The sequence below is a fragment of the Ruegeria lacuscaerulensis genome, from assembly GCF_013034685.1.
Taxonomy (GTDB): domain Bacteria; phylum Pseudomonadota; class Alphaproteobacteria; order Rhodobacterales; family Rhodobacteraceae; genus Ruegeria; species Ruegeria lacuscaerulensis_B.
Genome location: NZ_WQGO01000002.1, coordinates 398,954 through 423,275 on the forward strand (window position 1 = coordinate 398,954; position 24,322 = coordinate 423,275).

General features: G+C 59.0%; 25 protein-coding genes. 12 read left to right on the forward strand and 13 right to left on the reverse strand.

Annotated elements, in window-relative coordinates:
• Positions 1 to 93: 93 nt before the first annotated feature.
• Complete coding sequence (locus GOV80_RS06255) at positions 94 to 1,770, reverse strand: cytochrome D1 domain-containing protein (protein ID WP_170771888.1); 1,677 nt, start codon at positions 1,768 to 1,770, stop codon at positions 94 to 96.
• Between the two features lie 230 nt (positions 1,771 to 2,000).
• Here GOV80_RS06255 and GOV80_RS06260 point away from each other — a divergent pair, with 230 nt between their 5' ends.
• From GOV80_RS06260 to GOV80_RS06290, 7 genes are all read left to right on the forward strand, one after another.
• Entirely contained in the window at positions 2,001 to 3,182 is a 1,182-nt protein-coding gene (locus GOV80_RS06260; protein WP_170783284.1) for an NnrS family protein, read from the forward strand.
• An 89-nt stretch (positions 3,183 to 3,271) separates the two neighbouring features.
• Positions 3,272 to 3,721, forward strand: coding sequence for a c-type cytochrome (locus tag GOV80_RS06265; RefSeq protein WP_170771892.1), 450 nt, complete (start codon positions 3,272 to 3,274; stop codon positions 3,719 to 3,721).
• 16 nt (positions 3,722 to 3,737) lie between these two features.
• Entirely contained in the window at positions 3,738 to 5,105 is a 1,368-nt protein-coding gene (locus GOV80_RS06270) for a cbb3-type cytochrome c oxidase subunit I (RefSeq protein ID WP_170783285.1), read from the forward strand.
• A gap of 5 nt (positions 5,106 to 5,110) precedes the next feature.
• Positions 5,111 to 5,920 (forward strand): CbbQ/NirQ/NorQ/GpvN family protein, encoded by an 810-nt coding sequence (locus GOV80_RS06275; protein ID WP_419555620.1) that lies wholly within the window; start codon positions 5,111 to 5,113, stop codon positions 5,918 to 5,920.
• A gap of 9 nt (positions 5,921 to 5,929) precedes the next feature.
• Positions 5,930 to 7,846 (forward strand): nitric oxide reductase activation protein NorD, encoded by a 1,917-nt coding sequence (locus tag GOV80_RS06280; protein ID WP_170783287.1) that lies wholly within the window; start codon positions 5,930 to 5,932, stop codon positions 7,844 to 7,846.
• Positions 7,843 to 8,391 (forward strand): cytochrome c oxidase subunit 3, encoded by a 549-nt coding sequence (locus GOV80_RS06285; protein WP_170783288.1) that lies wholly within the window; start codon positions 7,843 to 7,845, stop codon positions 8,389 to 8,391. The genes GOV80_RS06280 and GOV80_RS06285 overlap by 4 nt, the downstream gene beginning before the upstream one ends.
• Before the next feature lie 5 nt (positions 8,392 to 8,396).
• Positions 8,397 to 8,684 carry a cytochrome C oxidase subunit IV family protein gene (locus tag GOV80_RS06290; protein ID WP_170783289.1) on the forward strand — a complete coding sequence of 96 codons (288 nt, stop codon included), beginning with the start codon at positions 8,397 to 8,399 and terminating at the stop codon, positions 8,682 to 8,684.
• Positions 8,685 to 8,735: 51 nt separating this feature from the next.
• Here the strand turns inward: GOV80_RS06290 and hemA are convergent, their stop codons facing one another.
• Positions 8,736 to 9,959 (reverse strand): 5-aminolevulinate synthase, encoded by a 1,224-nt coding sequence (hemA, locus tag GOV80_RS06295; RefSeq protein ID WP_170783290.1) that lies wholly within the window; start codon positions 9,957 to 9,959, stop codon positions 8,736 to 8,738.
• A 187-nt stretch (positions 9,960 to 10,146) separates the two neighbouring features.
• Here hemA and GOV80_RS06300 point away from each other — a divergent pair, with 187 nt between their 5' ends.
• The 3 genes from GOV80_RS06300 to GOV80_RS06310 all read left to right on the forward strand — a co-directional run bounded on the left by GOV80_RS06300 (position 10,147) and on the right by GOV80_RS06310 (position 12,556).
• Positions 10,147 to 10,848 carry a Crp/Fnr family transcriptional regulator gene (locus GOV80_RS06300; protein ID WP_170783291.1) on the forward strand — a complete coding sequence of 234 codons (702 nt, stop codon included), beginning with the start codon at positions 10,147 to 10,149 and terminating at the stop codon, positions 10,846 to 10,848.
• 242 nt (positions 10,849 to 11,090) lie between these two features.
• Entirely contained in the window at positions 11,091 to 11,918 is an 828-nt protein-coding gene (locus GOV80_RS06305; RefSeq protein WP_170783292.1) for a hypothetical protein, read from the forward strand.
• On the forward strand, positions 11,918 to 12,556 hold the full coding sequence (locus GOV80_RS06310) for an RES family NAD+ phosphorylase (RefSeq protein WP_170783293.1): 639 nt from the start codon (positions 11,918 to 11,920) through the stop codon (positions 12,554 to 12,556). The genes GOV80_RS06305 and GOV80_RS06310 overlap by 1 nt, the downstream gene beginning before the upstream one ends.
• 82 nt (positions 12,557 to 12,638) lie before the next feature.
• Here GOV80_RS06310 and GOV80_RS06315 read toward each other — a convergent pair whose 3' ends face one another.
• The 3 genes from GOV80_RS06315 to GOV80_RS06325 are packed head-to-tail and all read right to left on the reverse strand — an operon-like array spanning position 12,639 to position 15,055.
• Complete coding sequence (locus GOV80_RS06315; RefSeq protein WP_170783294.1) at positions 12,639 to 13,370, reverse strand: amino acid ABC transporter ATP-binding protein; 732 nt, start codon at positions 13,368 to 13,370, stop codon at positions 12,639 to 12,641.
• A complete protein-coding gene (locus tag GOV80_RS06320; RefSeq protein ID WP_170783295.1) occupies positions 13,367 to 14,227 on the reverse strand; it encodes an amino acid ABC transporter permease in 861 nt (286 codons plus the stop codon). Before GOV80_RS06320 ends, GOV80_RS06315 begins: the two co-directional genes overlap by 4 nt.
• Positions 14,228 to 15,055, reverse strand: coding sequence for an ABC transporter substrate-binding protein (locus GOV80_RS06325; RefSeq protein WP_170783296.1), 828 nt, complete (start codon positions 15,053 to 15,055; stop codon positions 14,228 to 14,230).
• A gap of 320 nt (positions 15,056 to 15,375) precedes the next feature.
• Here GOV80_RS06325 and GOV80_RS06330 point away from each other — a divergent pair, with 320 nt between their 5' ends.
• Positions 15,376 to 16,548 carry a CaiB/BaiF CoA transferase family protein gene (locus tag GOV80_RS06330; RefSeq protein WP_170783297.1) on the forward strand — a complete coding sequence of 391 codons (1,173 nt, stop codon included), beginning with the start codon at positions 15,376 to 15,378 and terminating at the stop codon, positions 16,546 to 16,548.
• Positions 16,545 to 17,255 carry a glutathione S-transferase family protein gene (locus GOV80_RS06335; protein ID WP_170783298.1) on the forward strand — a complete coding sequence of 237 codons (711 nt, stop codon included), beginning with the start codon at positions 16,545 to 16,547 and terminating at the stop codon, positions 17,253 to 17,255. The genes GOV80_RS06330 and GOV80_RS06335 overlap by 4 nt, the downstream gene beginning before the upstream one ends.
• Positions 17,256 to 17,300: 45 nt before the next feature.
• On the opposite strand, the gene GOV80_RS06340 is transcribed toward GOV80_RS06335, so the two are convergent.
• The 8 genes from GOV80_RS06340 to GOV80_RS06375 are packed head-to-tail and all read right to left on the reverse strand — an operon-like array spanning position 17,301 to position 24,319.
• Positions 17,301 to 18,398: an alpha-hydroxy acid oxidase gene (locus GOV80_RS06340; protein WP_170783299.1), complete on the reverse strand. Its 1,098-nt coding sequence runs from the start codon at positions 18,396 to 18,398 to the stop codon at positions 17,301 to 17,303.
• Complete coding sequence (gene comE, locus GOV80_RS06345; protein ID WP_170783300.1) at positions 18,398 to 18,952, reverse strand: sulfopyruvate decarboxylase subunit beta; 555 nt, start codon at positions 18,950 to 18,952, stop codon at positions 18,398 to 18,400. Before comE ends, GOV80_RS06340 begins: the two co-directional genes overlap by 1 nt.
• The gene (comD, locus tag GOV80_RS06350; RefSeq protein ID WP_170771920.1) at positions 18,949 to 19,455 is read right to left on the reverse strand and encodes a sulfopyruvate decarboxylase subunit alpha; all 507 of its coding nucleotides are present in this window, start codon (positions 19,453 to 19,455) and stop codon (positions 18,949 to 18,951) included. The genes comE and comD overlap by 4 nt, the downstream gene beginning before the upstream one ends.
• 50 nt (positions 19,456 to 19,505) lie before the next feature.
• Positions 19,506 to 19,916 (reverse strand): universal stress protein, encoded by a 411-nt coding sequence (locus tag GOV80_RS06355; protein ID WP_170771922.1) that lies wholly within the window; start codon positions 19,914 to 19,916, stop codon positions 19,506 to 19,508.
• A gap of 23 nt (positions 19,917 to 19,939) precedes the next feature.
• The gene (locus GOV80_RS06360; protein ID WP_170783301.1) at positions 19,940 to 20,920 is read right to left on the reverse strand and encodes a zinc-dependent alcohol dehydrogenase; all 981 of its coding nucleotides are present in this window, start codon (positions 20,918 to 20,920) and stop codon (positions 19,940 to 19,942) included.
• Positions 20,917 to 21,678 (reverse strand): SDR family NAD(P)-dependent oxidoreductase, encoded by a 762-nt coding sequence (locus GOV80_RS06365; protein WP_170783691.1) that lies wholly within the window; start codon positions 21,676 to 21,678, stop codon positions 20,917 to 20,919. The genes GOV80_RS06360 and GOV80_RS06365 overlap by 4 nt, the downstream gene beginning before the upstream one ends.
• On the reverse strand, positions 21,671 to 22,978 hold the full coding sequence (gene hisD / locus GOV80_RS06370) for a histidinol dehydrogenase (RefSeq protein ID WP_170783302.1): 1,308 nt from the start codon (positions 22,976 to 22,978) through the stop codon (positions 21,671 to 21,673). The genes GOV80_RS06365 and hisD overlap by 8 nt, the downstream gene beginning before the upstream one ends.
• Before the next feature lie 12 nt (positions 22,979 to 22,990).
• The gene (locus GOV80_RS06375) at positions 22,991 to 24,319 is read right to left on the reverse strand and encodes a TRAP transporter large permease (RefSeq protein WP_170771930.1); all 1,329 of its coding nucleotides are present in this window, start codon (positions 24,317 to 24,319) and stop codon (positions 22,991 to 22,993) included.
• Positions 24,320 to 24,322 lie beyond the last annotated feature (3 nt).

Below are 24,322 nucleotides of genomic sequence, written 5' to 3' on the forward strand. Positions count from 1 at the left end.
CCTGGGTGTCAGGCCTGTGGATTTTGATGAGAAGTCAAACGAAGAAAGGGCGGGCGAGGGGCCCGCCCTTTCTGGTGTTTGGTGCTGAACCCGTCAGGTGACGTGGTTCGACCGGTTGTAGACGTTGAACTTGCCAGTCGGCGCGAACAGACCTTTCACGCGCGCTTTCTCTTCCAGCGTTTTGGCGTCGAAGATCACGATCTCACCGTTAGGCTCTTTCGAGGTCGAGCGGTTCCACTTGGAAACCCAGACCTCGGAGCCGTCCTGGTTGAACTCGAAGTGGACGGCGACATTGCCTTCCTCTTCGGTGATCTGGATCGTTTTCACGATCTCACCGGTGGCCTTGTCGATGACCTGCACCGATTGCTGAATTTCAGGCTCGGGGTGTTTGGTCTGGTCGGCCCAGATATAGTCTGATTCCGGGTGGGTCCGGATGAACAGACCGGGTCCATCGGTTTCAACTTCATAGCAAGTCTGCCATGCCTGATCGGGGTGACCTTCGGGGTCGTTACCCCAAACGGTGACCGTGCCTTCGCCCAGGTGGGTTGTGCCTGCAACAGGACCGCAATTCGGGTCATCCCAGTTTGCACCAGGGCCGGGGTGCGGCAGCGGCGCAGTGTCGATCAGTGCTTCCAGCTTGTGAGTCTGGGTATCGACGACAACCATTTTGTTCGACGCGTTTGCGGCGATCTGGAAGTAGCGACCGGTTGGGTCGAAGAACCCATCATGCAGGAACTTGGCGCTGTCGATCTTGTCGATCCGCAGGTTGTCCAGGTCGGTGTAGTCCACCTGCCAGAGCTGGCCGAGTTCCTTGACGGCGACAATCCATGTGGGCTCGTTCGGGGTGGTGTAGATGGCGGCCACACGGCTTTCTTCCACATAATCCCCGTCCACGTTCACACCGCGCGTTGAGACAACCTTTTTCGGCTCCATGGTTTCGGCATCGACAATTGCAAAGTGCGGCGGCCAATAGGCCCCACCGATGACGTATTTACCGTCACCCGAAACAGCCACGTCGCGGGCGTCATACCCAATGGTGACTTCGGCCACGAGCATGTTTTCAGGGTTCTGCCACAGGTCGATCTTGGTCATCTTGCCGTCCCGGCCCATCGTGTACCAGAAGCGGCCCGGATTTTCCGGTTCTTCCAGTTTATGGTGCTCGGACGCTTTCAGAACGTGCACGGCATAGCCGGTTGGGATATGCGCCAGCACTTCCTTGGTATCACCGTCGATCACGGCCACCTTGCCTACGTCACGCTCAATGACGACAAAGAAGTTTTCCCAGTTGCGGCCATGCAGAGGCTCGGTCGGGTAATCTTCGGGTTCCACATAGACCTTGCGGGTCGCCATCATCTGTTCCAGCGACATCTCGGGCGGCTTGGGCGGCTCCATCTGGATGTAGGTCGCCATATCGCGGATTTCGTCCTCGGTCATGACGTCCGAGAAGTTGTTCATCCCACCTTCGGTACCCCATGCGATGATCTTCTCAAGCCGTTCCTGACCCAGTTTCAGGGTACCGGATACGGTGACGGTGCCATCGTCATTTTTCTTCTCGACCACAGGCTCAAGGCTTTTGCCTGTTGCCCCTTTGCGCAACACGCCGTGACAACCGGCGCAGCGTTCAAAGTACAGCTGTTTCGAGGATTCAAAGGCTTCCTTGCTCAGGGTTGGCTCTTCTGCCAGGGCAGGTGCAGCGACGCTGCCCAGCAGCATCGCCAAACCGACCCCAAAGGCGCGACCGGTTTTATTGTAGCTGATTCCAAGTGACATGATCACTCTCCGTTTGCTGGTGAGGCAGGTCCAAGCCTGAGACATCGGCGACCGGTGATCCTTGACGAAAGTCAACAGTGCCGAGGCAATTTGTCGTCAGCCGCGAAAAAACCTGAAAATCCGGCAGTAAAATCTGAGTCTTACGGGCATGTTTGCCGGGTTTTGACTTTGGTTAAGCAGTGCGGTTGAGCGCCTTGATAGGATGACCAAAACCGTCAAGGAGAGCAGCCATGCCCACAATCTTAACCCGCGTATTTGGGGAAGGGTTTCGCGTTTTCTTTCTGTCCGCTGGGCTCTATGGCCTATTTGCCGGGTTGGTCTGGGGTCTGTGGTTAAGCGTGCCCTATCTGGCACCGAACTACGGGATGACGCCCCCAATGTGGCATGCGCATGAGATGGTTTTCGGCTATGCCACCGCAGCGCTTGGTGGGTTTTTTCTGACGGCAGTTCCCAACTGGACAGGAGCGGCGGACGCGCGCGTGCGGTTCATTACATTGGCTGCCGCAATGTGGTTGGCAGGGCGGATGGCCATGTGGTTTTCAGGGATGATATCACCGGTTCTGGTTGCGGCGGTTGATCTGACCTTTGTGCCGATACTGGCGGCCAAGATCGCGACTCAGCTGATGCGGCGGCCGAAGCCGCAAAACATGATTTTTCTGCTGTTGCTGGTCTTCATCTGGGTGGCGGATCTGTTAACGCATCTGGAATGGATGGGGGTGACGGAAAACACGCTGCAAACCGGCCTGCGCGCAGGTTTGCTGACCTTGTGTGCGATGATCGCCATTTTAGGAGGACGGATTACGCCAGCTTTTACTCGCAACGCCATGAAACGTGCCGCTGTTCCCGAGGCGGAGTGGCCGGTATCTGTCGCGGCGTTGGACAGGGCGGGGATGGTGTTGGCGCTGACCCTGCCGCTGAGCGTGTTGGTCTTCGGCATAGGTCGGGTTGCCGCGGCGTTGGCCCTGCTGCTGGGTGGGGTTCAGGTTCTGCGCATGGCACGCTGGCGCACTCGCTGGACCCTGCACCAACCGATCCTTTTGGCGCTGCATCTGGGGCTGGGCATGTTGGCGCTGGGTCTGATCCTATGGGGTCTGGCCGGGCTTGGCCTGGGCAATGAGGTCGCCGCGCTGCACGTATTAGGCATCGGCTGTGTTGGGGGTATGACCTTGGCCGTCATGAGTCGCGCCGCACTGGGTCACAGTGGGCGCGATTTGGTCGCGCCGGGACCGATGGTAGTGGCCTACGGGCTGATGGCCGTCGCCGCGCTGACCCGTTGGATCGGCACCGATCTGAACGCGGGCTATCTGGTGGCGATGCTGCTGTCGGACGGGCTGTGGGTTGCGGCTTTTGCCCTGTATCTGCTTGCGATGTGGCCCGCGTTGACGGGCGCCCGCGCAGCCCGATCCGCGTAAAATCCCACAGGCTTGACTTTCGTTAAGGAGCCGGGCCTGCCCAATCTCCATTCTGCCCATACTAGCTAATCTGCGCAAAGGAGAGCGCAATGCGTGAAGTCATGACCAAGAGCATGGCTCGCAATATATTCTACGGCGGGTCCCTGTTCTTTATCCTCATCTTTCTGGCTTTGTCGGCCCATTCCCATCTGTATATCCTGCGGTCGGAAAACACCGCCAAGCTGGATGAAAGCGTGGTCCGGGGCAAACATGTCTGGGAAAAACACGCCTGTATCAACTGTCATACGATCCTGGGCGAGGGCGCATACTATGCCCCCGAAGTCGGCAACGTCATGACCCGTTGGGGCGTGCTGGACGACCCGGAATCGGCCTTTGAGTCCCTCAAGGGCTGGATGGAGGCGCAGCCGACCGGCATTCCCGGTCGCCGGCAAATGCCCAATTTCAACCTCAGCGACGAAGAGATCCGCGATCTGGCGAACTTCCTGATCTGGACGGACAATATTGACGCTCAGGACTGGCCGCCCAACGAGGCGGGCTGAGAAGGGAACCGGAACAATGAAATATGAATCCCAAAAAGTGGCCTACGCGTATTTCGCATTCGCAATGGGCCTGTTCGCGATCCAGGTGATCGGCGGCCTGCTGGCCGGTCTGATCTATGTGTTTCCGAACTTCCTGGCTGATCTGTTGCCGTTCAACATCGTGCGGATGCTGCATACCAATGCCCTAATCGTCTGGTTGATTACCGGCTTCTTTGGTGCGGCGTACTTTCTGATCCCCGAAGAGGCGGAACGCGAAATTCATTCGCCCACGCTGGCCTACGCGCAACTGGCGATCCTGATCCTCGGAACACTGGGCGTGGTGCTGACCTATACGTTCAACCTGTTCGAAGGCAACTGGCTGCTGGGTAAAGAGGGACGCGAGTTCCTGGAACAACCCAAATGGGTCAAGGCCGGCATCGTCGTTGCCGCGCTGATCTTCCTTTACAACGTGTCGATGACCGTGCTGAAGGGTAAGAAGACCGCGATCACCAACATCCTTTTGTTGGGTCTGTGGGGTCTGGCGCTGCTGTTTCTGTTTGCCTTTTATAACCCCGGCAACCTGTCGCTCGACAAGCAATACTGGTGGTATGTCGTCCACCTGTGGGTTGAAGGCGTGTGGGAGCTGATCATGGCGTCGATCCTGGCCTATCTGATGCTCAAGCTGACAGGCGTGGACCGTGAGGTGGTCGAGAAATGGCTCTATGTCATCGTCGCCGCCGCGCTGTTCTCTGGCATCCTTGGCACAGGGCACCACTACTACTGGATCGGTACGCCTGCCTACTGGCAGTGGATCGGGTCGATCTTCTCAAGCCTCGAAGTGATCCCGTTCTTTGCGATGATGGCCTTTGCCTTTGTCATGGTCTGGAAAGGCCGCCGGGACCATCCCAACAAGGCCGCTCTGCTGTGGTCGCTGGGCTGTGCGACGCTGGCCTTCTTTGGTGCCGGTGTCTGGGGCTTCCTGCATACGCTGCACGGGGTGAACTACTATACCCACGGCACGCAGATCACCGCAGCCCACGGTCACCTGGCCTTCTATGGCGCCTATGTCTGCCTGAACCTGGCGATCTTCAGCTATGCCATGCCGATCCTGAAAAACCGCGATCCGTATAATCAGGTGCTGAACATGGGATCGTTCTGGCTGATGTCCTCGGGCATGGTCTTCATGACCTTTGTGCTGACCTTCGGTGGCACCGTCCAGACACACATGCAGCGGGTGGTCGGAGACTACTTCATGGATGTGCAGGACCAGATTGCGATCTTCTACTGGATGCGTCTGGGGTCTGGTGTGGTCGTTGTCCTTGGCGCGCTGCTGTTCATCTACTCGCTCTGGGTCCCCCGGAAAGAGGTGATTGAATCCGGCGCAGCTGAAACCCCTGCGGAGTGATGGATATGGACGGCTCCATGAAACTGAGTGAGGGGGCGGCAAACGCCCCCTTCTACCTGCCCCAAGGCGATGAATGCGATGTGTTCTGCGCCGCTTACAACAACGACCTGCCGGTTCTTCTGAAAGGCCCGACAGGCTGCGGCAAGACCCGGTTTGTGGCCCATATGGCCGCCCGGCTTGGCCGCCCGCTTTATACCGTGGCCTGCCATGACGATCTGGCTGCTGCCGACCTGATCGGCCGCTATCTGCTGAAAGGCGGTGAAACGGTCTGGGTCGACGGCCCCCTGACCCGCGCGGTGCGCGAAGGCGCGATCTGCTACCTTGATGAGGTGGTCGAAGCCCGTAAAGACGTCACCGTCGTGCTGCACCCGCTGACCGACGACCGGCGCATCCTGCCGATCGACCGCACCGGCGAAGAGCTTGAGGCCGCGCCCGGTTTTATGCTGGTCGCATCATACAACCCCGGATACCAGAATATCCTGAAAACCCTGAAACCCTCGACCCGGCAGCGGTTTCTCTCGCTGGAGTTCGATTTTCCGTCACCTGAAATGGAGGCCGAAGTCGTCGCCAAGGAAAGTGGCCTGCCGCTGGAACGCTGCAAGCCGCTGATCCGGCTGGCGAACAAGCTACGCGGGCTCAAGGGTCAGGACCTTGAGGAAGGCGTCTCCACCCGTTTGGTCGTCTATGCCGCGACACTGATCGCACAGGGCATGTCCACCGACCGCGCCATCCTTGCCGCTATGGTTGAACCTCTGACAGATGACGAGGATATCAAACGCGGGCTCCTCGATCTTGTCACGGCTGTCTTTGGGTGAGGCCGGCCGATGGTCAGGATCGATTTTGAGCCATGGGAACCCGAAGAAACGATCGGGAAACTGTGGCACACCCTTGCCAGCCGCCTCGATGCACCCAAGGTGCATGATGGAGCCGCGGTCGACCTCTCAGAGGTCGCGGGGCGGCTGGCCGTCCTCTTTAGAGGACTTGGGGGTAGCCCGGGCGTTGAATTGCGCCCGGTCTCACCCGAGATTTCACGCCACCGTCTAAGCTGGCGCCGCAAACTGGCGACCGAGGCCGAACTGATGCCGCGCGCCTCGTTCGACGGAGAGGTTCTGCGTCTGCCCGACCGATTAGCGGTCTATCCGCTGCGCGAGGCCAATGGTGCGCTTTATGTCTGGCTGGCCGCTGCAGCGGCCCATGCCGGAACCCGCACAGACGAAACCGACCTGCTGCGCGCTGATCTGCGCGCGCTGGCTGCGGCCCGGCAGATGGTCAGGGACACCCTGGAAGATGCCCCCGGCCTGCGCCCGCTATATGCCGAGCTGTGCAAGGGTTTGCTGCATCAACGCAGCGTCCCCGATCTGCCCCCTGCCGAAGCGGCGGTTGAAAACATCATCCGAAACATGCTGGGTGATCCCCATCCGCTGTCCGACCGGGCCCGCGCCTATCTGGACCTTCAGGCTGAGGCCCCGCGCGGCTATCAACGCTTTCGCCCGGTGCCCCTGTGGCCAGAGCTGCGCACCGTCGGCTTTTCCGAACACAATGAGGTCGAGAACCCCGACACTGAAGGTGAACCTGAGGAATCCGGCGAAAAAACCCACCGCGCTCGCCGTCGCAAATCGGATCAGGCGAACCGCAGTGACAGTTTCATCCTGCATAAGTTCGAAGCCATCCTCAGCTGGGCTGAGTTCCTGAACATCAACCGGCGCATCGACGATGACGACCCCGACAACGCCAAGAAAGCCGCGGACGATCAGGAAGAGATCGGGTTGGGCCAGATTTCCAAAGCCCCGCCCACCAAGCTTAAGCTACATCTGGATCTGGCCCCCGAGGATGTGAACCGCGAACGCCTGTCTGGCCGCATCCTCTATCCCGAATGGGATGTGCGCACTGGCCAATACCTGCCCGACCATGTGAACGTCCTGTTGTCCGAAGCCGATATACGCGACGACTCCGCCGAGTTTGACAAAGACCCCGCCACCGCCCGCCGCATCCGCGCCGTCAAACGTCAGTTCGAGGCCCTGCGTCCCGGCCGCGTCATGACGCGCGGCCATCTTGATGGCGATCAGCTGGATATCGAAGCTGCCGTGCGCGCTGAAACGGACCGCTTCGCCAGCGGCGAAGGCAATGAACGTATCTGGATGCAATCCCGCCCCGAGGCACGCGATCTGGCGGTCTCGATCCTGCTGGATGTCAGCCGCTCGACCGAAAGTGCTGTCACTGGTCGCGCGGTAATCGACATCGAACGCGAGGCGTTGGCCGCACTCGCCTGGGGCCTGAATGCCTGCGGCGACGATTTCGCCATCCACGCCTTCAGTTCGCTGAAACGCCAGCGCGTCTATGTGCAACGCTGCAAACAGTTCGATGAGCCGATGGGCTGCACCGTCGAACAACGCATCGCCTCGCTGCGTCCAGGCCACTACACGAGGCTTGGGGCCGCGATCCGCCATTGCTCGGCCGATCTTGCGGTGCAATACCGAAAACGCCGCTTGCTGTTGGTCATCACAGACGGTAAACCAAACGATCTGGACCACTACGAAGGCCGCCACGGCATCGAGGACACCTGCATGGCGATCCGCGAGGCGCGCCGCGCCGGGCAATCGGTCTTTGGCGTCACCATCGACAAGACCGGCAAAAGCTGGTTCCCACGCATGTTCGGGCAGGGGGGCTTTGCCGTCATCCCCGACCCGCACCGCCTGACCATGGCGCTGCCACAGATCTACCGCCAACTGGTGGGCGCATGAGCGGCAGCTCTCTGATCGACGAGCTTCCGGGCGAGTTGCTGATGTGGGTATTGATTATTTCGGAACTGCTGGTTTTCGGTGCGGGCCTGATCGCGTTCATGGGTGTGCGCCTGACCGACCCGACAGGCTTTGCCGAGGCGCAGTCGCATCTGCACCGAACCGGAGCCGCCCTGAATACCGCAGTTCTGGTAACGTCAGGGTATCTGGCGGCAATGGCACTGCATTGGCGGCAGACTGAGCGTGGCAAAGCTGCGCGGTTCAGCCTGATCGGCGCGGCCCTTCTGGGTGTTGTCTTTTTGATCATCAAAGGGATCGAATACGCGGACAAAGCCGCCCAGGGCATCTCGTTCGAAACACACCCGTTCTTCCTATTCTACTACCTGCTGACCGGCTTTCACGCGGCACATGTGCTGGCCGGTGTGGGTGTGCTTCTGCTGGTCGCCTGGCACGACCACCCCCGCAACATCGAGGCGGGCGCCCAGTTCTGGCACATGGTCGATCTGGTCTGGATAATGCTGTTCCCTGTTATTTACCTTTTGGGATAAGGGCGATGTCCGCACTTTCTTCTTGTTCCAAATACGGCCGCCGGAGGCTCCTGAACCCGCTCACACGCACCTGGGTGGCTTTGCTGGCGCTGACTGTTGCGTCGGCCCTGCTGATCCCGTTGCCGATCCCCAGATCGGCACTGGCCGCAGCGATCCTGTTGCTGGCGCTGATCAAATCGCGCCTCATCCTGGCCCGCTATTTGGACCTTGCTCACAGCCCTGCCTGGCTGCGCGGCTTCAGCTTTGGTCTGATTTGCTTTGCAGTGGTGTTGTTTGGCCTCTACCTAATATGAAAAACCGCCACCCCAAGGGGCGACGGCCTTTCAAGCGTGGGGGCGCTTTGGTTATTGAGCTGCCATCGGCATCCGCGCGATCTGGCAACGCTGCCACAGCGCGGACAGCGCACCGACCAGATGGTCGATATCGTCATCCGTATGCACGGGCGAGGGCGTGATCCGCAAACGTTCGGTGCCTTTGGGGACGGTGGGATAGTTGATCGGCTGGATATAGATGCCGAACTCCTCCAGCAGCGTGTCCGAGATAAATTTGCACTTCACCGGATCGCCCACCATCACCGGGATGATATGGCTGGGGTTGGGCAGATGCGGAATACCTTCGGCATCCAGCCGCGCCCGAACCTGCGCGACGCGGGCTTTTTGCAGGTCGCGTTCCACATTCGACTGTTTCAGATGCCGGATCGAGGCCGCAGACCCGGCCGCAATCGAGGGCGGCAGCGCGGTGGTAAAGATGAACCCGCTGGCAAAGCTGCGGACGAAATCGCACAGCGCGGCGGATGCTGCGATATAGCCGCCCACCACGCCAAACGCTTTGCCCAGCGTGCCCTCGATCACGGTCAGGCGATCCATCAGCCCTTCGCGTTCGGCAATACCGCCGCCGCAGGGGCCATACAGCCCGACGGCGTGGACTTCGTCCAAATAGGTCATCGCGCCGTATTTATCTGCCAGATCGCAAATCTCTTTGATGGGCGCGATATCGCCATCCATGGAATAGACCGATTCAAAGGCGATCATCTTGGGCGCGTCGGGGTCGGCTGCGGCCAGCTTGGCCTCAAGATCTGCAAGGTCGTTATGGGCCCAGATCACCTTCTGTGCCCGTGAGTGGCGGATGCCTTCGATCATCGAGGCATGGTTCAGCGCATCAGAGAAAACGATCAGGTCTGGAATTTTTGCCGCCAGCGTCCCCAACGCCGCCCAGTTCGACACATAGCCCGAGGTGAACAGCAGCGCGGCCTCTTTGCCATGCAAGTCGGCCAGTTCAGCCTCAAGCAGCACGTGGTCATGGGTGGTGCCCGAAATATTGCGCGTGCCGCCCGCACCTGCGCCGCAGCGATCCAGCGCGTCATGCATGGCGGCAATGACAGCGGGGTGCTGACCCATGCCCAGATAGTCGTTGGAACACCAGATGCGCACATCTCGTTCTGCGGTGCCATCGGTTTGCCTTGCATTGGGAAAAAACCCGCAGCGTCGTTGCAGGTCTATGAATACACGATAGTTTCCTTCGTCCCGAAGGGCATTAAGGCGCTGGGTAAAAAATCGCTCGTAGTCCATTTCGTGCTCCCCCGGATTGCTGGCGTTGCACCAAGGGTAAGCCAGGCGTGCAGCTTTCGACATGACAATTGTCAAGTTGACTCGGCATCAAAAGATTGATGCGAACGCTGCGGGTTTGACATAACTTAAAGACAGTCTGCCCGGACGGTGGTTTTTCGGCGGCTTAAAAGACACCGGGAGAGTATTCTTGCCTCATGAAGCACAAAAAGCGATCGCACGTCAGTCGATTTTGCTGCGCAGTTTGCCGGATCAGCACGTCGAGACGCTGTTGAGCCATGCGATATGGCGGCAATATGATCGTGGCGAGACAATTTTCCTTCAGGAAGAAACTGCGAAGGCTGTTCACGTTGTACTGGCGGGGTGGATTAAACTGTTTCGCATTACACCGACCGGCGCAGAAGCTGTCGTCAGTGTTTTCAAGCGCGGCGACAGTTTTGGCGAGGCTGTGGCCCTGCGAAACGTACCGTATCCGGTATCAGCCGAAGCGGTATCGGCTTGCGAATTGATGCATATCCCCAGCCCGATCCTGATCTCGTTGATGAAAGAGGACCCCGAAATAGGAATATCAATCCTGGCGTCCACGTTTACCCATTTGCATTCGTTGGTCGCTCAACTAGAGCAGCTCAAGGCGCAAACGGGCGCTCAGCGGGTCGCCGAGTTTTTGTTGAACCTTTGCGACAGCGACGAAGGTCGTTGCGACGTGTCGCTACCTTACGACAAGATGCTTATTGCCGGTCGTTTGGGAATGAAACCCGAAAGCCTAAGCCGAGCGTTTTCCAGGCTCAAAACAGTTGGTGTGAATATCAATCGAAACCATGCCGAGATTTCGGATATCGACGCGCTCCGTAGCTATGTTGAAGATGAATCTCCTAGTGGGAAATCGTGGTAGCTAAGGTGCACTCAATCGTCCGCTGAGGTGGCGTATTTGGGGCATTTCATAATTCATTTCAGCGAGTTGTCAGTTTCATACAGGGAATCTTCCGGGTGCTTTTGTTAGGTTGGCAAAGTTGACTAGGTTGCTAAAGTTGACAAAATGGTCAATTGATACCATATTGGCAGAGCGTAGCAGTGTCCGTTGAAGTCTAGTGCGGACTGATCGCTTCTCACGCTTTCACAAAAACGGTTTCCGATATGACCCGAAAAACAAACATGAAAACAGGAACTTCCGCCGCGATGCCCGGTGGGGTTGAGGTGTCATCGTTCGATATGAATGCAAGTGATGCCGATCTCGGGGCCGCTTTGAGGACCATGTTGTCCAACCTGGGCGAAGAGGAGGTTGTGGCCTTTGGTCATAGTTCCGAGCCGAGCATTCCGCAGACAGGCAACCCTAGTACGCAAAAGGCCTTCTATGGCGTGGAGCATGCCGTCAGTAACGTTGAGTATGTTCAGGGAAGTGTCAGGATTCATACCGATATCCCCGCCGCAAAGACGCTTACGGCAGGTGTCAAGAAGGGTTCGAAGGGTAAACACGCCCGAGGCGGTCGGCGCGAAAAATCATATACTTTGGCAAAGTTTGTCGAAGTTTCAAAGTCGACAGGTTCCGTGGTCAATAGCCCGCTTGAGAAGGCACTGCGCGCCGCTGAACGACGCGGCGTTGCCGCGAGCAAAGCTGTGCTTGCTGGTGATGAGATGCTGACCACACCTCAATTGGCCGATCTCATTGGTGTTACACGCCAAGCAATCGACAAGCGCCGCAAATCGGGACAGCTTCTTGCTTTGCGCGGGGGGCCGAAGACGCTCAAATATCCCGAGTGGCAAATCTTGCCGACCGGAGAAACAATTGAGGGACTAAGCGAGGTCATTGATCGTTTGGACGGTGACGCCTGGACGGCCTATCGGATGCTGACCGAAACTTTTCCGGATGCGCAAGGAGAGCCCGTCTACGAAAAACTTCGCCGTGGAGAAGCCTCAAAAGTTCTGGCGCATATAGATGGTGTACTTGGCGGTAGCACAACTTAATGCCAGACAGTCTGTTTCCTGATGAATTCCTGCCGACCGAGGCATTCCACGCGCGCGATCTCAATCTTGTTGACCTTGACCAGGTGCCGCATTTTCGCGCGTTTCAGACACGATATCCAAACCCGTTGGGGTTTCGCCCCGCTCCAAGCCGTTTCTCAGATCCCAGGATTGGTAGCGGCACTGCCGATGCGTACGCGACTGTTTATTTCGGGACGAGTGTCGAAACTTGCGTTTTAGAAGCCATCATACGCGACAGCGGGCTGGGCGCCGGCAAAGAAGGTATCCCCATCTCTCGAAAGTATCTGCAAGGATGGTCGATAGTTCAAATCGCCACAACAGAACCTTTGAAACTTTTGGACCTCCGTGGGTCAGGCACCCTGTCTTATCGGATCCCGACAGATGCGGTCCGGGCACAGTCTCATGAATTGGGACAGATTTGGTCACTGGCCATTCATGAACATAAAGATCAGCCCGACGGGATCATTTTTTCATCCCGCCTGAATGAACAGTCTAATGTGGCAGTATTTGAACGTGGGATGACCAAAGTCCGATCAGTCCGCAGCGAACCCCTGTTCTCTTACGGTGCTGAACTGGCGGAAATTCTCGACAAGTACCAAGTTGCTTTGATCAACCCATAACAAGATGCCTGCGCGCAACAGTAAAGGTGGAAACGATGCAGCAAAGGATGTTGCGGACGCCCACTGGGCGGGACCAATATGGTCAGAGGACCCGCGCAAGAAAGGCCTTGGTGCGTTCTTCTTGCGGCGCGGCAAAAAGTACCTCGGGCGGGCCTTGTTCCAGAATACGACCTGCATCCAGAAAGCAGACCTTGTCAGCCAGTTCTCGAGCAAAACCCATCTCATGGGTTGCCAGCACCATGGTCATGCCCTGCTGTCGCAGATCGCGCAGCACATCCAGCACCTCGCCCACAAGTTCGGGATCAAGCGCGCTTGTTATCTCGTCAAAGAGCATGATCTGGGGCTCCATCGCCAACGCTCGGATGATCGCCACCCGTTGCTGTTGGCCACCTGAAAGCTGATCTGGATAGTGCCCCATCCGTTCGCCCAACCCGAAGCGGGCAAAAAGCTGCGTTACCCTTGGAAGCAGGTCTTGCCGGTTCAAACCACGTACACGACGCGGGGCCAGCATCACATTCTCGGCTGCGGTCATGTGGGGAAAGAGGTTATAGCTTTGAAATACAATGCCGATTTGCTGACGCACGGGCTGTGGGTCCAGCCCCGGCTCGGATATGTCCACGCCGTCCAGCCAGATTGCGCCATCGTCAATCGGTTCCAGCAGGTTCATGCAGCGCAAGAGCGTCGACTTGCCAGACCCGGACGCCCCGATCAGACAGACCATCTCGCCCTCGGCCACGTCCAGATCAATGCCTTTGCAGACTTCGTGATCGCCAAACCGTTTGCGTACCCCTCGCAAGGATAGTTTCGTCGTCATGTGCGCGCCCGGTTCTGCTTGTTCATCAGATAATCTGCATATCGTGTGGCAGGGATGGTCAGGGCTAGGAAGATGAGCGCGGCACCGACATAGGGCGTAAAATTCGCGTAAAGCGATTTGTAGACCCCGGCCTGACGAAAAATCTCGACCGGACCGATGAAAGACAAAAGCGCCACGTCCTTCTGCAAGGCAATGAAGAGGTTCATATTGGCAGGAACAACGTTGCGGACAGCCTGCGGCAAGACCACAAAACGCATGGTGTCCTGATCGCTCAGACCCAAGGAGGCTGCGGCGGATCGTTGTGACTGATGGATCGAGTCGATGCCGGAACGGATAACTTCAGCCACATAAGCCGAGTAGACCAGCACCAGCGCCAAGGTGCCCCAGATATAGGGGCTGTTCCAGGGCCTGGGTAGGCCAAGGCCGGGCACCCCGAAGCCAATGATATAGATGACGAGAACCACCGGCAGGCCGCGGAAGACATCGGTATAGGCAATCCCGAACAGCCGAAGTGGAAACAGCGCAGGCGCGCGGGTGTCGCGACACAGCGCAATGGCAAGGCCGGTGATGGCAATAAGCGGCGCGGACCACGCGAAAATCATCACGTTCAGCAGAAAGGCCTCGAGCAGGCCGGGAAACGTCGCCGCAAAGACCCGACCGTTGAAAAAGGCGCGCTGTACAGCATCCCAGCCGGGGGCAAGCGGCACTAGCACCACAATGGCCAGCACCACGATAGCTGTTGAAGTCAACGCGATCCGGTTCGAGCGCCGCCGAATCCCGGCCTCATAGACCTCACGCCGCGTGGGCGCCGAGCTAGAGCGCTCGGTCGCCTTGTTCTGCACCGATGTTTCGCTCATTTATTCGATGACCGGAACACCCGTGGCCTCGGCCAGCCATTGGGCCTCGATAGCGGCAAGCTCGCCGCTTTCCGTTAGTTCCGAGATCGCCGCGTCGACGCATTCCTTCAACGGGTTCCCTTCCTCCATCAGAAGTCCGAACTGATCGGGGTTTTCCGACTTGTCCGGCGGGAACTGACCCAAGAGCGCGCCGCCCTCCACCACCACGGCCGACAGATATAGTGCCGTGGGCAGATCATACAGTGCGGCGTCGATCTGGCCCGCCATAATGGCGGCATTCACATCGGCATTGTCATTGTAAAGCAGCGGATCGCTCGCAGGTTGGATCAGGTCATTGAGGATCGGCAGCGCAGTCGTGGTGGCCACGGCACCCCATTTCAAACCCTTGAGGCTGTCCAATGTTGCTTGGGCGCCGTTGTCGACCACATTTTGAGTTGTCAGAACCGCCATGGCCGAGGCGTAGTATGGCAGGCTGAAATCGACCATTTCCTCGCGCTCGGGGGTGATCGAGTATTGCTGCATGTTGAAATCAAAATTCTTCGCGCCAGGTTGAATCGCCTCATCAAAGCTGGTGCGGACCCAGGTGACATCATCCGAGCTGAAACCCATTTTATCAGCGATGGCATAGGCAACAGCCGCTTCAAACCCCTGACCGCTTTCGGGCGCATCATCCATCACCCAAGGATAATAGGCCGGGTTCCCAGTGGCGATGGTCAGCGTTCCTTCCACAAGTGTTTTGTCCACTGCACAGGCTCCGCCGCCTGCGGCATACGCCACCGTTGCAGAGACCATCAAAGCCAAAGCTGTGCTGGAAAGCAGTTTCATCAAACGTCTCCCTGTTTTCTGTTTGGCCACAGGTTCCTACAGGTAAAAGGCTTTGTCTAGTGCGGCGGTCGTCAAGACATTCGCAGCGCGAGTACAACAGATGAAGCGCTGCGCAGGGATGCCCGAAGAACGCCTGAGGCTTGTAACAAGATGAGTTGCCAAAGCGTTTTCAGCAAACGGCCTCACAGGTGAGCACTTGGTCCACAAAACTGGCGCAATTGCAGCGGGTGCTTGCATATTGGACGACGACACCCCAGCTTTTTGCTCTACGTTCTGGCCGGTGCCGGAGTTAGCATCGGCGCGGGGATCAAAAGGAACTGGCGATGACACAAAGCGAAAACCTTCGGCGCAACGGGCCGCTGTCGGGCGTCCGGGTGGTGGATTTGACGGCTGTGGTCTCGGGCCCGATGAGCACGATGATCCTGGCCGATCAGGGCGCAGATGTCATCAAGATCGAGCGCGCCGAAGGCGATTTTACCCGCCATGTGGCCACGCGGCGGGGTGGGCATTCGGCCTCATACCTCAATAACAACCGCAACAAGCGCTCGGTAGTGGCGGATCTGAAGAACCCTGACGATATCGAGATGATCAAGTCTCTGGTCAAAACCGCAGATGTGTTCATCCAGAATTTCCGCCCCGGTGTCGTGGATCGTTTGGGCCTGGGCTATGAGGTGTTAAGCGCTCTGAATCCGCGTCTGGTCTATATGTCGATCTCGGGCTTCGGGTTCGATGGACCATTGGCGAATAAACCGGTCTATGACCCGCTGATTCAGGCCTTGTCGGCCCTGACCACGGTTCAGGCGGGTTCGGACGAGGAACGCCCGCGTCTGGTGCGCACCATTCTGCCCGACAAGTTGACGGCGGTGCAGGCGAGCCAGGCGGTCACCGCTGCGTTGTTCGCACGCGAACGCACGGGGCAGGGGCAGAAAGTGACCCTGTCGATGCTGGACACGGTGGCAGCTTTCCTTTGGGCCTCGGATATGAACGGCCACACATTCGTTGGCGATGAGATGGAGAAAGAGGAAAGCCAGTCTTTCCACGACCTGATCTACCGGGTGAGCGGTGGCTATCTCAGCATTTCGATCATGCAGAATAAGCACTGGGAGGCGCTGGCCCAAGCCACAGGCCGTCCGGATATTCTGGAGGATGAACGCTTTAAAACGACCGAGCTGCGCGACATCAACCGCCATGCCCGGCTGGAGTTGACCCAGACCATCGTGCAGGAAATCGACCGGGACACCCTGTTGGCCGAACTGGAAAAGGCAGGGGTGCCCTGTGCCGCTGTTCTGACCCGGCAAGAGATGCGCCAACATCCGCAATTGCACGCCAACGGGATGATCGTAGAATATGACCACCCCTCGGCGGGCCGATTGCGTCAAACGCGCCCTGCCGCCGTATTTCACGGCACTCCCGCAACCGATCTGCGCCCGGCGCCAGAGCTGGGCGAACATACAGACGCAGTACGCGCCGAGGCGCAGTCAGGAGACGCCTCATGATCGACTTTTACTATTCTCCTACCCCGAATGGCTGGAAAGTGGCGATCATGCTGGGCGAAACGGGGTTGGAGCATCGCACCGTCCCAATGGATCTGCGCGCCGGAGACCAGTTCACGCCTGCCTTCCGCGCCATCAGCCCCAACGCGAAAATGCCCGCAATTGTCGATCACGACGCGCCTGATGGGCCGCAAACCGTATTCGAGAGCGGCGCAATTCTGCTCTATCTGGCTGAGCGCACGGGACAGTTCGGGCCGCAAACCCCGGCCGAACGGATAGCCTTTAACGAGTGGTTGTTCTGGCAGGCCGCCAACCAAGGCCCGATGGGTGGGCAGCTGAGTCACTTCGTGAATTACAGCCCCGAAGATCAGCCCTACGCCCATAAACGCTACAAGGGCGAATTCGAGCGCGCGCTGGCGGTGATGGAAACCTGGCTGCAAGGTCGGGAGTATATGCTGGATCGCTATTCCATCGTGGACATGATGTGTTTCCCTTGGGCCTTTATTGCGAAACCCTTGGGAGTTTCACTGGACGGGTTCCCCAATGTGGCCGCTTGGCGTCAGCGTATCAAAGCGCGCCCGGCGGTGATCGACGCGATCAACCTGCACAAGGACGCTCAGTTCTCGGGCAAGGCCACGGCCCAGCAACACGCCACCCTGTTCAACCAGTCCGCTGCACATCTGATGACCGAACCCACGAAGCCAACCTAGAAATTGGTGGTCAAAAAGCCTGGGCAGAAGAGTTCAGCCAAATGGTCAGGGGTTTAGATCGTCGATGGAAGTGGCCCCGATCTGGGCCATTGTGATGCTAAATTCATCGCTCAATACGTCCCAGAGCTGATGCAGCCCAGCCTCGCCAGCGGCGGCGATTGCGTATTGCATGACCCGACCGAAGAACACAAAATTGGCGCCGGAAATCATAGCCTTGACTGCGTCTTCACCCGAGCGTAGCCCGCTGTCGTAAAACAGCGGATATTCCGGCCCAACGGCATCTCGTATCTGGCGCAGGGCGTCAAAGGCGGCTGGGGCGCTGTCCAACTGTCGTGCGCCGTGGCTGGACACCTGAACCGCATCGGCTCCGGCGGATTTTGCGGCCAGCGCGTCCTCGGGGTCTAGAATACCCTTCAGCACCAAGTTTCCGTCCCATTGGTCACGCAGGCGGGCCAGCGTTTCCCACGTGGCTTTGGCTCGGCTTTCTGTACGGTCGAACTCGTAACCTTCCATCAGGAAATTGGCCATCTGAGGCTTTCCCGACCGCAATGTGGCCAAGGACCAGCAAGGATGCATCGCAAAGTCCAGAAACTGCTGTGGACCGATGCGGAAGGGCATCTTGAACCCGTGGCGCAGTTCGCGCGGGCGGCGACCCACTTCGGGGACATCGACGGTCAGCACAAGGGTCTTGTACCCGGCTGATTTTGCGCGATCGACCAGCTTGAACGTTCCCGCGCCGTCTCCGCTGAAATAGAGCTGAAACCAGGCGTGCCCTTCGGCAATCTCGATCAGCTTCTCCATAGGGGTCGAGGCGACGGTCGATACACCCAGAGGTATGGCATAACGCGCCGCCAACCGCGCCAGCATCAGATCGGCACCGGGCGCGGACAGGTTGCACATGCCCATCGGTGCAATGCCAAAGGGGCGCTGCGCGGGCTTGCCAAAAAGTCGCGTTTCCAACGTCCGCTCGCTGACATCCCGCAATACCCGTGGACACAGGGTCATGGCGTCCAGTGCCGCGCGATTGCGTATCGCACCTTGTCCGGTACCGGCTGCGCCATCTATGTAGTCGAACACCATCCACGGAAGACGCCGCCGCGCCAGACGACGGGCATCTTCGGCACTGTGGATGGTGGCTAGCATCAGGCCATCACGGTTTTCATAAAGCGGTCGCGGATGACGACTGGGTCCATCGTGATCGGCGGCATCTTGGCGTTTCCGCTTTCGCATTTACACACGATGATGGTCATCTGTTTGGCATCCAGCGCCTCTTGCAGCACCCGGCCGGTGTCTTCGGCCTGACACTCGATCACGCGCTCGCAGCCTGCCGCCTCGGCCATTTTCGTCAGCGAGGTTTTCTGTCCCGCGTAGGTCGGTTGATCGCCGGTCGAGCCGTAAGAGCCGTTGTCGACGATTAGCAGGATGTAATTGTCGGCTACGTTGTTGGCGATGGTCGGCAAAGTGCCCAGATTGGTCAGGACCGAGCCATCACCGTCGATGACTATCACCGGTTTGGGCTGCGACAACGCCAGGCCCAGGCCGATGCTTGAGGCCAGACCCATTGTCCCCAGCATATAGAAATTGCTGGGTTGATCGTCGATGGCGTGCAATTCCTGACTGGGAATACCGATATTGCAGACCACAAGCTGTTCACGCAGGATCGGAGCGATTTCTTTCAAAACGTCAGAACGGATCATTGGTCGCCGTAGCCTCCCCAGAAATTGGCGTCGGTCAGAATGGCGACCGGTTTGTTGCACATGAAGGTGTATTTCAGGATCGCATCCAGTTCCTCGACATCCGCCTGATTGTGAAAGTGGTAGGTCGGGATATTCAATTGTGCCAGCAGTGCCTTGGTGTGAACGGCCATTTCCACCTGACAGGCGATGGGTTCGCGCAGCTCGCCCCGGTACGAGATCAGCATGGGCAAGGGCATCCGGTAGTACTGGATTAGCGTGGCCAGCGTATTGATCGTTACCCCGATCGCGGTGTTCTGCATGATGATCGCAGGGCGCTTGCCCCCCATCCATGCGCCCGCGCACAGGCCCATGCCCTCATCCTCTTTATTCGACGGGATGTGGTAGATGCTGTCATGGGCGTCAATCTCGGCAATAACTCCGGCCAGTTGCTTGCACGGAACGGTGGTGACGAACGAGATATCGTTGGCCACCAGATCATCCGTGATCTTTTTGTCTATGTTCATATCCTGTGTGTCCGTCCTGTATTGGGCGCTTTGCCAGCGCGATGAGCGGTTTAGGTTCGGCGATGCACATGCACTGCGCAGCCTGCATGGCGCACGACGCGTGAGGCGGTTGAGCCAAGGAAATAGTCGCTAAGCCCCGGTTTGTGCGATCCGATGACAATGCAGTCAAAGCTGTGTTCATTGGCGAAATCAATGATGGTACGCGCGGTGTGGCCTTTGATGATTTCCGGCCTCACGCCCTCGAGCCCCGAGACCTTGTCGCGCAGCAAATTCAGCGCGGCGCGAAAGCCTTCATCTACCACATCCTTGTCCAGATACGCGCTGACCGAACCCTGCGGCATCTCATAGACATGCAAGGCCACGATCTCGCAGTCATCGGCAGCCAATGCGCGGGCCACCTGCAGTGTGTGGGGTGAAATGTCGTGATCCAGCGCCATGGGCACAAGAATTTTCTGATACATGAATGCCTCCGTTTCTGCCGGGCCTAATCCCACGGCGTGAGGATGATCTTGGGCACGGCCACCGATCCGTTGCGCAACTGACGGAACGCATCGGCACCTTCGGACAGGGGCCGCATTTCGATCCAGTCCAGTGCGCCCAGCCTGCCATCAAAAATGGCACTTGCGGTTTGGCGGAAATCCTCGACCGTATAGGTATAGGTGCCGATAAATGTGATTTCCTGCAAGGTCATACGGCGTATGTCCAACCCGCCGCCCCCGTCGCCCAGGCCGACATGAGCGATCACACCCCCCGGTTCGACCAGTGACGAGGCAGCCTGGCGTGTCGCTGCGAAGCCTACCGCGTCGACGACCAGTGGGAATGTCTCGGTTGTTTCAGCTCGCAGGTTGAAGGGGCAAATACTCGCCACATATGTGCGTCTGGCGTCGTTGGGTTCCGTGATGGTGACATCGCTGACACCCATTGCCTTCAGCGCCAGCGCTGCGGCCAACCCGATGGCGCCACCGCCGATGACCAAGGCGCGCCGATCCATCGCGGGATGCAGCGCCTCCAGCCCTAGCCGGGCCGTGTGCCAGCTCACTGCCAGCGGTTCGGCCAATGCTGCTTTGGCCAGCGGCACGTCGTCAGGCACCGTCACCAGATTGCGGTCCGGCATGGCGACGTATTGCGCAAAGGCCCCTTCGCGGGGGGGCATCGAGATGATCTGGCGGTTAGGGCAGATATTGACCCGGCCCGATTGGCAGGCCGTGCAGGTGCCGCAATGGACCAGAGGGTTGATTGTCACCCTGTCCCCATCGCGTGGGCCGCCCACGATTACCCCGGCGGCTTCGTGCCCCAGGATCAGCGGCGCAGGACGTCGCGCATCGTGCCCCAGATAGGCGTGCATGTCCGAGCCGCAGATACCCACCGCCTCGACCCGGATCAGATGTTCGGCATCCTGAGGCGCCGCGTCGGGCATATCCCGATAGGCCACATGTTCCACGCCTTCATACACCAGTGCTTTCATTTTGCTGTGAACCCCCCGTCAACCATCAGGACCTGTCCGGTGACATAGTCCGAGGCCCTTGAGCATAAGAAAAGGATCGGCCCGTTGATATCCTCCATCCGTCCGTTGCGCCCGATACAGGTCTGGGCGGCGTTGCGCTCGGCCCTTTTGGCGTCGTCGAACACGGCTTGTGTCAATTCGGTCGGAAAAAATCCCGGCCCGATGGCGTTGGCGGTGATACCGTGGGGCGACCAGGCCTCGGCCATGGCGCGGGTCAACTGGCCGATCCCGGCCTTGGTCGCGCCATACGCGATACCGCCGGGAAAGGCGCGGGTGGTTTGCAGGGATGCAAACGTGACGATGCGGCCCCAGACCTTGTCTTTCATGGCAGGGACCAGCGCTTGGCTCAGGAAAAACGGTGCACTCAGATTCAGGGCCAGCGTTGCATCCCAACCCTGGCCGGTCACGTCATCTGCCGCTTCGCGGGTGTTGATTCCAGCGGCGTGAATCAGAATATCCGGCGGTCCGAAAGGGTCCGAGATATCTTGCGCCACCGCTTCGATCTGGTCCCTATCCGCGATGTCGGCGGCGACCATGGCCGCGCTGTTACCAATCTCGGCGACCAGCCCGGCCAAAGCATCGTGTCGACGGGCTACAGCCACGACCTTTGCTCCGGCGGCGGCCAGAACCTTGGCCGCTTGCCGCCCAAGGCCGGAACTGGCGCCGGTGACACACGCAACCCGACCGGTCAGGTCAAAAAGCGCGCGCGGGTCATCCATCTGCGGACAGGTCGAACTGTTCATCGGGGAAGTATTTCGCCAGCCGAACATCGGCAGCGCGGGCGTGGCCTTCCATGCCTTCCAGTCTTGAAATCCGCGCAGTCGCAATGGCGATGGGCTTCGACCCTTCGCGGGTGGCCCGCTGCCATGTGACGATCTTCATGTATTTGTGAACGCTCAGCCCTCCGGTATAGCTGGCCGCGCCGGAAGTCGGCAGGACGTGATTGGTGCCGGTGGCCTTGTCGCCATAGGACACTGTCGTTTCCTCACCCAAAAACAACGAGCCGTAGCAAGTCAGCCGATCCAGCCACCACTCCAGATCCTCGGCCTGCACGGTCAGGTGTTCGGGCGCGTAAGAGTCGGAACAGGCGGCCATTTCCTCTCGGTCGCCGCACAGGATCACCTCGGCATAGTCGCGCCACGCGGCCGAGGCATTCTCTCGGTTCAACTCGGGTAGGTCTTCGATCAGGGCGGGCACCAGCTCCATCACCTTTTCCGCCAAAGCCCGGTCATCCGTCACCAGCCAAACGGGTGAGTTGTAGCCGTGCTCGGCCTGACTGACCAAATCGGTTGCCACCACATGCGCGTCGGCGCTGCTGTCGGCAAGGATCAGACTGTCTGTGGGACCGGCGATCATGTCGATGCCGACCTTGCCATAGAGGATGCGCTTGGCCTCGGCTACGAACTGATTGCCCGGGCCCACAAGGATATTCGCGCGCGGCAGGCCGAACAGGCCATAGGTCATCGCGGCCACGCCCTGTACCCCGCCCATGGCCAAGATGCTGTCGGCACCGCAGATATGGGCGGCATAGACAATGGCTGGGGCCACACCTTCACCGGGACGCGGGGGCGAACAAGCGGTGATATGACGACATCCAGCCACCTTGGCTGTGGTCACGGTCATGATTGCGCTGGCGATGTGGCTGTAGCGCCCGCCGGGGACGTAGCAGCCTGCCGCGTCCACCGGGATCGCCTTTTGGCCTGCGGTCACGCCTGGTACGATCTCAACCTCGACGTCCGACACGGTCGCTTTCTGGGCCTCGGCAAATCGGCGCACGTTGTCATGGGCGAAGCGGATGTCGGCCTTCAGCTTCTCGGGCACCAATGCAATGGCGGCGTCAATCTCGGCCTGTGTCATCAGCACATTGCCTTCGAACTTGTCGAACTTGGCGGCGTATTCCAGCGCCTTTGCATCTCCACCCGCCTCGATTTCGGCAAGGATCGTCTTGACCGTGTCGTGCACTTCGGACGCATGAGATTGCGCCGTCAATGTCGCCTTTTTCAGATAGTCACGGGGCATGGTCAGCAGGTCCTATTGGTAGATGGCAGGAAGCAATGTCGTCGACACCGCCGGTACATAGGCGATCAGGATTACCACGATCAGCATGGTCAGAACAAAGGGCACGGCGCGCGCCGCGATTTTTAGAATTGATTCTCCGGTTATCCCGGAAACAACGAACAGGTTTAGACCCAAAGGCGGGGTGATAAAGCCCACACCCAATGCGGTGATCATCATAATGCAGAACTGAATCTCGTTCATGCCGATATTGTCCGCCAGCGGTTTCAGGATCGGAGCCAGGATCACGATATTCGGCGTCGTCTCCATCACGCAGCCTGCGGCGATCAGGATACCGATCATCAGCAGGATCAGCAGATAGGGGTCATCGGTCAGCGAGGTGACGGCCGTCACGAACCCCTGCGGTACGCCCATGATCGCCAGTGCCTCGGCCAGTGGAGCCGAGAAGGCGATGATCGGCAGGATCACCCCGTTCACCTTAGCCGAACTGACCAGCATCGACGGGAAATCAGCCAACGTCAGCGTCCGCAGGATGAAGCCCATGATGATGGTGACGACGACAGCGGTCGCACCGGCCTCGGTGGGCGTCAGGCGGCCCGAGAAGATGCCGTAGAAGATGATCCCCGGCACGATGAACGCATACCAGCCGGATTTCAGCGCCTTGCCCAGATTGGCCAGCCATTCGCCCATGGTCATCATGCCGCCACCCTCGTAGGCGTAGATGCGGTTCATGATGATGTTGGTCACGAGGATCGAGACAAGAATGGCCAATCCGGGGATGAGGGCGGCCAGAAACAGGGTCGAGGCCGAAATACCCAGCACAAGACCGATGATGATATAGGCGATCGAGGGCGGGATCAGGATGCCGGTACAGGCCCCTGCCGCGACCAGCGCACAGGCATAGGGGCGGGGATAACCGCTTTCGACCAGCCGATTGATCGTCATTCGGCCCACCGCAGCAGCGCCCGCCGCGTCCGAGCCCGAGATCGCCGCGAACATGCCGCAGACCAGAACAGTGGCCGAGCCAAAGCCACCCTTGGCAAAACACGTCAACGCCTCGGCCACGTCCAGAAACTTTCGCGACAACCCCGTGCGCACCAGCACGTCCCCGGTCAGGATGAACAGCGGTACGGCCGTCAGGGCGAAGGCGTCGATGCCGGTGAACAGGCTTTCGCCCACAAGGCTCAACGGCAGGTCGCCGGACATGACCAGCATCACGATGGCGGCGGTGCCGATGGCCGCCCAGACGGGCACAGCCAAGGCAATCAGACCAACGAACAGGATCACAGGCAGGTAGAAATCCCACCCAAGTTCAACGGTTTGATTGAGAGAACCCCAAAGCATTAC

Coding starts and splice junctions, on each gene's coding strand:
- GOV80_RS06255 (WP_170771888.1), bottom strand. CDS start 1,770: ATGTCACTTGGAATCAGCTACAATAAAACCGGTCGCGCCTTTGGGGTC.
- GOV80_RS06260 (WP_170783284.1), top strand. CDS start 2,001: ATGCCCACAATCTTAACCCGCGTATTTGGGGAAGGGTTTCGCGTTTTC.
- GOV80_RS06265 (WP_170771892.1), top strand. CDS start 3,272: ATGCGTGAAGTCATGACCAAGAGCATGGCTCGCAATATATTCTACGGC.
- GOV80_RS06270 (WP_170783285.1), top strand. CDS start 3,738: ATGAAATATGAATCCCAAAAAGTGGCCTACGCGTATTTCGCATTCGCA.
- GOV80_RS06275 (WP_419555620.1), top strand. CDS start 5,111: ATGGACGGCTCCATGAAACTGAGTGAGGGGGCGGCAAACGCCCCCTTC.
- GOV80_RS06280 (WP_170783287.1), top strand. CDS start 5,930: ATGGTCAGGATCGATTTTGAGCCATGGGAACCCGAAGAAACGATCGGG.
- GOV80_RS06285 (WP_170783288.1), top strand. CDS start 7,843: ATGAGCGGCAGCTCTCTGATCGACGAGCTTCCGGGCGAGTTGCTGATG.
- GOV80_RS06290 (WP_170783289.1), top strand. CDS start 8,397: ATGTCCGCACTTTCTTCTTGTTCCAAATACGGCCGCCGGAGGCTCCTG.
- hemA (WP_170783290.1), bottom strand. CDS start 9,959: ATGGACTACGAGCGATTTTTTACCCAGCGCCTTAATGCCCTTCGGGAC.
- GOV80_RS06305 (WP_170783292.1), top strand. CDS start 11,091: ATGACCCGAAAAACAAACATGAAAACAGGAACTTCCGCCGCGATGCCC.
- GOV80_RS06310 (WP_170783293.1), top strand. CDS start 11,918: ATGCCAGACAGTCTGTTTCCTGATGAATTCCTGCCGACCGAGGCATTC.
- GOV80_RS06315 (WP_170783294.1), bottom strand. CDS start 13,370: ATGACGACGAAACTATCCTTGCGAGGGGTACGCAAACGGTTTGGCGAT.
- GOV80_RS06320 (WP_170783295.1), bottom strand. CDS start 14,227: ATGAGCGAAACATCGGTGCAGAACAAGGCGACCGAGCGCTCTAGCTCG.
- GOV80_RS06330 (WP_170783297.1), top strand. CDS start 15,376: ATGACACAAAGCGAAAACCTTCGGCGCAACGGGCCGCTGTCGGGCGTC.
- GOV80_RS06335 (WP_170783298.1), top strand. CDS start 16,545: ATGATCGACTTTTACTATTCTCCTACCCCGAATGGCTGGAAAGTGGCG.
- GOV80_RS06340 (WP_170783299.1), bottom strand. CDS start 18,398: ATGCTAGCCACCATCCACAGTGCCGAAGATGCCCGTCGTCTGGCGCGG.
- comE (WP_170783300.1), bottom strand. CDS start 18,952: ATGATCCGTTCTGACGTTTTGAAAGAAATCGCTCCGATCCTGCGTGAA.
- comD (WP_170771920.1), bottom strand. CDS start 19,455: ATGAACATAGACAAAAAGATCACGGATGATCTGGTGGCCAACGATATC.
- GOV80_RS06355 (WP_170771922.1), bottom strand. CDS start 19,916: ATGTATCAGAAAATTCTTGTGCCCATGGCGCTGGATCACGACATTTCA.
- GOV80_RS06360 (WP_170783301.1), bottom strand. CDS start 20,920: ATGAAAGCACTGGTGTATGAAGGCGTGGAACATGTGGCCTATCGGGAT.
- GOV80_RS06365 (WP_170783691.1), bottom strand. CDS start 21,678: ATGGATGACCCGCGCGCGCTTTTTGACCTGACCGGTCGGGTTGCGTGT.
- hisD (WP_170783302.1), bottom strand. CDS start 22,978: ATGCCCCGTGACTATCTGAAAAAGGCGACATTGACGGCGCAATCTCAT.
- GOV80_RS06375 (WP_170771930.1), bottom strand. CDS start 24,319: ATGCTTTGGGGTTCTCTCAATCAAACCGTTGAACTTGGGTGGGATTTC.